General features: G+C 67.9%; 2 protein-coding genes. One reads left to right on the top strand and one right to left on the bottom strand.

Annotated features, from left to right (window positions below; all coding sequences use genetic code 11):
- A partial coding sequence (locus B0F77_RS48525) for a hypothetical protein (RefSeq protein WP_158103026.1) occupies positions 1–241 on the top strand: 241 nt, incomplete at its 5' end.
- Here B0F77_RS48525 and B0F77_RS46100 read toward each other — a convergent pair.
- Positions 204–1,027: MFS transporter (locus B0F77_RS46100; RefSeq protein WP_143467304.1), on the bottom strand; the 824-nt coding region annotated here is incomplete at its 5' end. The two genes, B0F77_RS48525 and B0F77_RS46100, sit on opposite strands and share 38 nt — an antisense overlap.

Genomic DNA, 1,027 nt, shown 5'->3' with positions numbered 1-1,027 from the left:
GTTCGGCGCGTTCGTGCTGCCGGCCGTGGTGCTCTGCGTCCGGGTCTACGCCTACGTGCGCGGGGAGGTGTCCCTGGGACGAGCGTTGTCGATCTTCGCGGTGCTGTTCCTGCCGGACGCCGTCGTCACGTACCTGAGGCTGCCGGGGGAGTGGGTGACGTACGTGCTGGCGGCGCTGTGGGTGGTCAGCGCCGCCGCACCGGTCAGACGAGCGTCGGTTCTGCGTTCCCCACTGCCTTGATGGCCCGGCGGACGGGCACGAAGATCAGCAGGACGAAGCCGGCGACGAAGAAGATGATCAGGGCGAGGATGGCGGGGCGCAGGCTGCCGGTGGCCTGACCGACGCCGGCGAACACCAGCGGGCCGAGCCAGCTGGTGGAGCGCTCGCCGACCTCGTAGAGCGAGAAGTACTGGGCTTCGCGGCCGGGTGGCACCATCTGGCTGAAGAGGCTGCGGGACAGGGCGTTCGTGCCGCCGAGCACGATGCCGATGCCGGCGGCGACGAGGTAGAACTGCATCTCGTCGCCTGCCCGGACGAAGAACGCCGCGGTGATCACGACGATCCACACCACGAGCGAGCCGAGGATCGTCTTCTTGGCGCCGATGCGCTTGGCCACGAAGCCGTGCAGCACGCCGCCGATGAACGCGACGAACTGGACGATCAGGATCACCGTGATCAGCGTCTGCTGTTCGAACTTGAGCTCGACGCTGCCGTACTGGGCGGAGACGTTCGCGACGGTGGCGATGCCGTCGGTGTAGATCAGGTAGGTGCCGAGGAACGCGAGCGTGAGCGGGAAGGCCTTGGCCTGTTTGAAGGTCGTGCCGAGTTCCTTGAATCCGGCGGAGATGACCGAGGTGCCGTGTTCGCGGCCGTGGGGTGACTGGTGCTCGGTGAGGGCGCGCAGCGGGATGATCGTGAACGCGGCCCACCAGACGCCGGAGATGACGAACGCGATGCGGGCGGCGTCGCTCGAGGTGATGCCGAGCTTGTCGGCGGAGAGCGTGATGCCGAGCTGGATCGCGAGGG

The organism is Lentzea kentuckyensis (genome assembly GCF_002150765.1).
Lineage (GTDB): Bacteria > Actinomycetota > Actinomycetes > Mycobacteriales > Pseudonocardiaceae > Lentzea > Lentzea kentuckyensis.
This window is presented reverse-complemented; position numbering and strand designations above follow the sequence as displayed.